The sequence below is a fragment of the Magnetofaba australis IT-1 genome (assembly GCF_002109495.1).
Classification (GTDB): Bacteria; Pseudomonadota; Magnetococcia; order Magnetococcales; family Magnetococcaceae; genus Magnetofaba; species Magnetofaba australis.
Genome location: NZ_LVJN01000015.1, coordinates 652,186 through 658,789, shown reverse-complemented (window position 1 = coordinate 658,789; position 6,604 = coordinate 652,186). Strand labels below are relative to the sequence as shown.

9 protein-coding genes are annotated in these 6,604 nt (G+C 51.5%); 6 read left to right on the top strand and 3 right to left on the bottom strand.

Annotation, left to right across the window (positions count from 1 at the left end; genetic code table 11):
- From MAIT1_RS05125 to MAIT1_RS05115, 4 genes are all read left to right on the top strand, one after another.
- The coding region (locus tag MAIT1_RS05125) for a transposase (RefSeq protein ID WP_085441234.1) at positions 1–294 on the top strand (294 nt) is incomplete at its 5' end.
- Between the two features lie 11 nt (positions 295–305).
- Positions 306–821: an IS3 family transposase gene (locus MAIT1_RS22010; protein ID WP_198947801.1), complete on the top strand. Its 516-nt coding sequence runs from the start codon at positions 306–308 to the stop codon at positions 819–821.
- Positions 818–1,291 (top strand): integrase core domain-containing protein, encoded by a 474-nt coding sequence (locus tag MAIT1_RS22005; RefSeq protein ID WP_143814931.1) that lies wholly within the window; start codon positions 818–820, stop codon positions 1,289–1,291. Before MAIT1_RS22010 ends, MAIT1_RS22005 begins: the two co-directional genes overlap by 4 nt.
- Before the next feature lie 244 nt (positions 1,292–1,535).
- Positions 1,536–2,274, top strand: a protein-coding gene (locus tag MAIT1_RS05115; RefSeq protein ID WP_414673634.1) for an IS1 family transposase whose coding sequence is annotated in 2 segments (ribosomal slippage) — positions 1,536–1,832 and positions 1,834–2,274 — 738 coding nt in all. Because the reading frame shifts where the segments join, the coding sequence is not laid out codon by codon here.
- Positions 2,275–2,425: 151 nt separating this feature from the next.
- Here MAIT1_RS05115 and MAIT1_RS21465 read toward each other — a convergent pair.
- The 3 genes from MAIT1_RS21465 to MAIT1_RS05105 form a co-directional block, all read right to left on the bottom strand.
- Positions 2,426–2,881 (bottom strand): hypothetical protein, encoded by a 456-nt coding sequence (locus MAIT1_RS21465; RefSeq protein WP_143814663.1) that lies wholly within the window; start codon positions 2,879–2,881, stop codon positions 2,426–2,428.
- 157 nt (positions 2,882–3,038) lie between these two features.
- Positions 3,039–3,777 (bottom strand): IS1 family transposase gene (locus MAIT1_RS05110; protein WP_414673634.1). Its coding sequence is split into 2 segments (ribosomal slippage): positions 3,039–3,479 and positions 3,481–3,777, totalling 738 coding nucleotides; the frame shifts between segments, so codons are not numbered across the junction.
- 64 nt (positions 3,778–3,841) lie between these two features.
- The gene (locus MAIT1_RS05105; protein ID WP_085441203.1) at positions 3,842–4,540 is read right to left on the bottom strand and encodes an ankyrin repeat domain-containing protein; all 699 of its coding nucleotides are present in this window, start codon (positions 4,538–4,540) and stop codon (positions 3,842–3,844) included.
- Positions 4,541–5,103: 563 nt separating this feature from the next.
- Here MAIT1_RS05105 and MAIT1_RS05100 point away from each other — a divergent pair.
- Together MAIT1_RS05100 and MAIT1_RS05095 are read left to right on the top strand one after the other, a co-directional pair.
- A complete protein-coding gene (locus MAIT1_RS05100) occupies positions 5,104–5,649 on the top strand; it encodes a DUF2459 domain-containing protein (protein ID WP_158089323.1) in 546 nt (181 codons plus the stop codon).
- Between the two features lie 343 nt (positions 5,650–5,992).
- Positions 5,993–6,544, top strand: a complete 552-nt coding sequence (locus MAIT1_RS05095; RefSeq protein ID WP_085441201.1) for a hypothetical protein — start codon at positions 5,993–5,995, stop codon at positions 6,542–6,544.
- The last annotated feature ends 60 nt before the right edge of the window (positions 6,545–6,604 follow it).

Genomic DNA, 6,604 nt, shown 5'->3' with positions numbered 1-6,604 from the left:
AGAAGCGGAGATTTACGGTCTGAGCAGAAGGTAGGCTATGTGCGCCGTCACCTGGTCGAGAAGGTGGTTCTCTCGGATCTGTGCGACGAGGCGGGCATTCAGCCCAGCCAGTACTATCGCTGGCAAAAGGCTTTGTTTGAGAACGGCGAAGCGGCCTTGTCTGACAAACGCGGCCAAAAGGCTTGTGACCGACAGATTGCCGAACTAGAAGCGAAGTTGGCAACCAAAAATGAAGTTATGTCCGAGCTTCTTGAGGCGCATGTTGCGCTAAAAAAAGTACTTGGGGTGAGCTGAACGGCTGCTGGGTGGAGCCGGACATACGGGATTCGGTGGTGGATTTCGTGGCGTTTTGGTCAGACAAGAGCGAAATCGACACGAGCCGAATTATCAACTGGATAGGCGTGCAAAGGGGCAAGTTCTATTCATGGCGCAAGCGCTATGGAATGGTTAACGACCACAATGGCCGTATTCCCCGAGATTTTTGGCTGGACGATTGGGAAAGGGAAGCGATTGTCGCCTTTTTCCATGAACATCCGTCAGAGGGCTATCGGCGCCTGACCTACATGATGCTGGATGCAGGCGTGGTGGCGGTCAGCCCCTCTTCAGTGCTGCGTGTGCTCAGAACTGCCGGGCTGATGCGTCGTTGGAGCCCACCGCCCTCGCAGAAGGGCACAGGGTTCAAACAGCCTTCGGAACCGCATAAACACTGGCATGTGGACATCTCCTATCTGAATATCCAGGGGACGTTCTACTATCTGTGCAGTGTCCTGGATGGATGTAGCAGGTTTTATCCTCCACTGGGGAGATTCGTGAGTCGATGAAGGAAGATGAGGTTGAAGTGGTCCTGCTCCGAGCTCAGGAGGCCTATCCGGAAGCTAAGCCGCGGCTGATCTCAGACAATGGGCCGCAGTTCGTTGCCAACGATTTTAAGGCGTTCATCCGGGAATCCGGCATGACGCATGTGAGGACTTCGCCTTACTATCCGCAGAGCAACGGAAAGCTGGAGCGTTTTCACGGTAGTTTGAAGCGTGAGTGCATTCGGCCTCAGACGCCATTATCGCTGGAAGATGCCCAGCGGGTTGTGGGAAAGTACGTCGAGCATTACAACACCCGGCGGCTCCATAGCGCCATCGACTACGTCACCCCACAGGATCGCCTGGAAGGGCGGCATGTGCAGATCCTGGCCGAACGAGATCAAAAGCTTGAGGCGGCCAGAGAACGGCGTCGGACGACGTACCAAAAGCAGTCTTTTCAGCCATCCCAAAAAATGGCTGAAAAGGCGAACGGCTAACTGATATTTTGGCTTAGGCGGTTGTCATGTTTCCGCTGAACCAGCACAGACCCCGCACTGGCCAACCCGCACGCGGCGCTTACGGTCAGACGCCCAACAATCGTCGAGGAGAAGCACAAGGCTTGAATGCTAAGGACTTTGATCAGTGGCACAAAAACACTGGGTAGTGGCTCCGTTTAGCTGATTTTGTATAAAACTTGCATGGATTTGGCCATCGTTCTCACATGGATAGTGGAGAAAACAGATGGCCATGATTACCGTGCATTGCCCAGAATGTGGAAGCCAAAACGTTGTAAAGAATGGCAAACAGTCCAATGGGAAGCCGCGCTTCCGCTGCGACAATCCAGACTGTAAACGCCGCTATTTCCAAACGACCTACACCCACAAAGGGCGTCAACCAGAGGTAAAACGTCAAATCCTTGAGATGACTCTTAACGGCGCTGGGATTCGTGACACCTCTCGCGTCCTGGGTGTCGGGCGCAACACCATCACCCGAGAGATAAAAAAACACCGGAATCTCACAGGTGAATCTTCCACTTCTGGCTGAACTGGCTTCCGATACGCCGGTCGACGTGGTTCGGGTTGATCAAGCAGAAGCTGATGAAATGTGGTCCTATGTCGGCAGCAAGGCCAACCCTCGATGGATTTGGCATGCCATCGAACGCCAGTCAGGCCGCGTCCTGGCATATGTCTTCGGAACTCGGAAAGATGCTGTGCTCAAAGAGCTGCGTAAACTGCTGGAGCCTTTTGGCATCGCCAACCTGTTTACCGATGATTGGGGCGCTTACCATCGCGTCCCATTGGCCCCAAATCATTTCGTGGGCAAGCGCAACACTCAGCGTATTGAGCGCAAGCATCTGACTTGGCGCACTCGCATCAAGCGACTGGCCAGAAAGACCATCTGCTTCTCCAAATGCGAGGTGATGCACGACACGGTCATTGGCCTGTTTATCAACCGCTACGAGTTTGGTCTGGAAATATAGTGATCAGCTAAACGGAGCCACTACCAAACACTGATAAGAGCAAAGGCGACAAAAAGAGTGGTGAGGGTAGCGAGCCAATGAATGTACAAAAACGGTTCCAAAATGTTTGGGAACAGCTTACAGGAAATTAAGAATAAAAGAGGAGCGTGATTTATTCATTTTCACGCTCCTCTATTCTCCGCACTCTAAATAAAACCGGGCGGAGAATTATCTCAGATATGAACACAGCGACCCAAATATCAAACACAGAATATGCTAGCACTGAGAAATCATGTGGCGAATCACCAATGCTAGTCATATATTGATCTAGACTGATCAAGGAATACATTCCGCCGTATACATAAACAAAATGAATCGATCTACTCAACACCCCTTTCAGATGGATAAGGTCACAAGACAGCACAGACTCTTTTTCATTAAAACAATGAAACAGCAAAGAAAATACCAAGACAGTCTTATTCCACCCATCAACCACAACATTAGAAAGAAAAACCAAAACAAGCATTGTGAAAAACACAAATAAATCAGAAGCATTAATCACTGAATAACCGAACAAAACAATAAAACAAACATAGGAAATAATAAGAAAATATGAAATTCTTGACATCACCTTAACTCCTCAGACCAATTTCATCTATTAGAAATCACAAAGATCACACCATTGAAAACGCAACCCTTTAAGGTTTTTCTTTGATAGCCTGCTCCCACCCTTGGCCAAATATTTCCTTTAACAAAATCGGGTAGTGGCTCCGTTTAGCTGATCACTATATTTCCAGACCAAACTCGTAGCGGTTGATAAACAGGCCAATGACCGTGTCGTGCATCACCTCGCATTTGGAGAAGCAGATGGTCTTTCTGGCCAGTCGCTTGATGCGAGTGCGCCAAGTCAGATGCTTGCGCTCAATACGCTGAGTGTTGCGCTTGCCCACGAAATGATTTGGGGCCAATGGGACGCGATGGTAAGCGCCCCAATCATCGGTAAACAGGTTGGCGATGCCAAAAGGCTCCAGCAGTTTACGCAGCTCTTTGAGCACAGCATCTTTCCGAGTTCCGAAGACATATGCCAGGACGCGGCCTGACTGGCGTTCGATGGCATGCCAAATCCATCGAGGGTTGGCCTTGCTGCCGACATAGGACCACATTTCATCAGCTTCTGCTTGATCAACCCGAACCACGTCGACCGGCGTATCGGAAGCCAGTTCAGCCAGAAGTGGAAGATTCACCTGTGAGATTCCGGTGTTTTTTTATCTCTCGGGTGATGGTGTTGCGCCCGACACCCAGGACGCGAGAGGTGTCACGAATCCCAGCGCCGTTAAGAGTCATCTCAAGGATTTGACGTTTTACCTCTGGTTGACGCCCTTTGTGGGTGTAGGTCGTTTGGAAATAGCGGCGTTTACAGTCTGGATTGTCGCAGCGGAAGCGCGGCTTCCCATTGGACTGTTTGCCATTCTTTACAACGTTTTGGCTTCCACATTCTGGGCAATGCACGGTAATCATGGCCATCTGTTTTCTCCACTATCCATGTGAGAACGATGGCCAAATCCATGCAAGTTTTATACAAAATCAGCTAAACGGAGCCACTACCCAAAATCGCCATTTCAGGATTTTCACCACGTTTTGAGAATTTCAGCGTCCCTCCAGCACGCAACTTTTTGTTCTGGATTTTCGCCAACGCCCATAATTTTCTCACAGCATGGATGTTGCCTATATCGATAGCAATGGTAAGTGGCGTTCCATGAAACTTGACACGTTCCTGATTGATATCCGCTCCTGCATCAACCAAAATCTGGATCGCCTGAGCGCTTTGAGCCATTTTTTTTGAGGATGCCGCCATATGGATGGGATAAAACCCATCAACGCCCTCATCCCACTCTTCTAAAATTGGCATTGCCATATCGACCCTTGCGCCATATTGCAACAAGGTTTCCATAACGTCTGTATTCGCTCTGGATGATGCGACAAGCAGTGGCGTGGCGCCTTTTCTGGTGCGACGGTTCGGCTCTGCTCCATTTTCTAATAAATACTGAACAATTTCTATTTGACCTTCTGAAGCTGCGATATCCATCAGAGATAAGTTGAACTTGTTGACCCCACCAATAGCGCTCTTATCTTCCTCCAAACATTTTGATAATTTATCCAAATCACCAGCTTTAATATAATCAAAGAGATCCTCTGACAGAAACCCTTGAGCATAAGAAGCGCCTAGTAAACTTAACAGAATAAATACGGATAGTGATATGCATAGCCACACACGGTCATAAATCATAGTTGTAAATCCATACCACCTGTGCCCTTAACAACGACTGAAAACAGAATACATTGAGCAGTTTTTTGATGCTACATAGCAGACATTTTTTCGCCAGCCCATCAGCAAGAAAAGTTAAATGGCTGACCTGGAGAGACGCCACCCCCTCATTCCCGGTCTTGCTACCAGGGCAAGGTGCGAGTCGGCAACAGCGATTATTTCCTAGTCAGGGCAGCCACGCTTAAAACCTATCACGGCAACCCATTCTGGCAAGAAAAAAGTTAATGCCACTACCGCTCCCGTACAGAACAATTTTCACATCATCCGCCAAGAGAACATCTTGATTTGAATTGTGGACCACTCGACCATTATTGCGACAGAATTACGCAACTCTCCGACGCCTGACATCACAGAGTCAACGTCGCGAAAAATGCAAGCCTCCAAATGAGTTATCCATGACCAATCGACTCACAACAATCCTTCTTATGCTCCTGTCTGTAGCCCTCCCGGGTTGCGCCGGACTTCAGACGAACCCGGATAGGAACTTATCCCCAGAAGCGCCGCACAGTGAAGCGGTCACGGTGGTGGGGCACGGCTGGCACACCGGCGTGGTGGTGGATCTGGCGCGGGTTGGTCACGATCAACTGGCCGCCGCACAGGATTTCGCTAATTTCCGCTATCTGGAGATCGGCTGGGGCGACGAGGGCTTCTACCGCGCGCCCAATAATGACATCACCGTGGGGTTGGCGGCGCGGGCGATCTTCCTGCCCACCCCCAGCGTGCTGCATCTGGTGGGGATCAACGCCCCGCCGCAGCGCGCCTTCTCCGCCAGCGACGTGCGCCGAGTTCCGTTGAGCAAAGCGGGGTTTGACGCCCTGTTGGCGTTTATTGACGGCATGTTTGACAAAGATGAGGCAGGCGAGCTGCGCTATCTGGGGCCAGGGCTCTACGGCTATGCGCGATTCTATCGCGCTCACGGCTCCTACACCTTCTTTCGCACCTGCAACACCTGGACACAGCAAGCGCTCAAAGCGGCGCAACTGCCGATCCATGACTACTGGGGCGCCACTTCGGAAAGCGTCCTGGAGCAGGTGGACGCCCTACCACAGCCGATTCAACTGCGCCCCTAACCTCACTATGGTAAATCGAAACCAAAACTGGACACTTCGCGCGAAACGAAAATGTGGAAAATCAGGACATTTATTGGCCCGATTTTCCGGGGTCTGGAGTCCGCGACCCCAGCGGGGTTTGGGGCAGAGCCCCAAGGTTTGGTCGTTGGGAGCTCGAGGGCAACCCCCTCGATATCTTTCATCGCCAAAATCGTCAATGTCCAATTTTGAATTCGACTGATTATATCATTGGCGCCTAAGCGCCAATAATTCTTAATCGCTTTATACAGCGCGCCCCGTTGCTTACGGGGCGCGCTTTTTTTTGCCGCCTTTCAGGCGATTTCATCCCCATCAGGAGAGTTCCATGTTTGATACCGACAACCACCAGGCCGAAGTTTATGGCCCGGACTTCCACCACGATAAGCGTCAGGCGATCTGGGATCACGACCGCCGCGTCTACGCCGCCTACTTGAAAGAGGTCGATCTTCAAGCCGGTCGTCGTCCGAAAAGGGGGCGCGACTATACCATGCAGGCGGTCTATGACCTGCTGCAGGAAGACCCCTCCCGCGTCGCTGGCGAACACGAAAACGGCGAACCGGACATCCGTCCCCGCAGCCGCCGATTTCTGGCGCAGATGGCCCATGAAATTCTCTACGCCGAACCCTACCCCGGCTATGAACCTTTCGAGGCGCTACATCTGGCTGAGCGCGCAGCTGAGCGCGCCGATGAGGAGATGCGTGAAGAGCGCCAATTTCGGGAGCCCGGACCGGAAGAGCGGGTGATCATTGCCATTGACGCCCCGCATCCTGGGCAGGATGAGTACGCTTCCGATGACTGCCAAGTGGCGGAAATGGATCCCGCCATAACCCCACGCAGAAAGCGCCCGCGTTTCGCCAATCGTTATCGTGAGTATTGATCCCACATGCGCTCAAACTGCGGCTGAGTTCCCCACGCGCATTCCGCCGCGCGATGACAG

Bases quoted from the DNA above. Each gene is read 5' to 3' on its own strand.
- MAIT1_RS22005 (WP_143814931.1), top strand. From the start codon at position 818: ATGAAGGAAGATGAGGTTGAAGTGGTCCTGCTCCGAGCTCAGGAGGCC.
- MAIT1_RS21465 (WP_143814663.1), bottom strand. From the start codon at position 2,881: ATGTCAAGAATTTCATATTTTCTTATTATTTCCTATGTTTGTTTTATT.
- MAIT1_RS05105 (WP_085441203.1), bottom strand. From the start codon at position 4,540: ATGATTTATGACCGTGTGTGGCTATGCATATCACTATCCGTATTTATT.
- MAIT1_RS05095 (WP_085441201.1), top strand. From the start codon at position 5,993: ATGTTTGATACCGACAACCACCAGGCCGAAGTTTATGGCCCGGACTTC.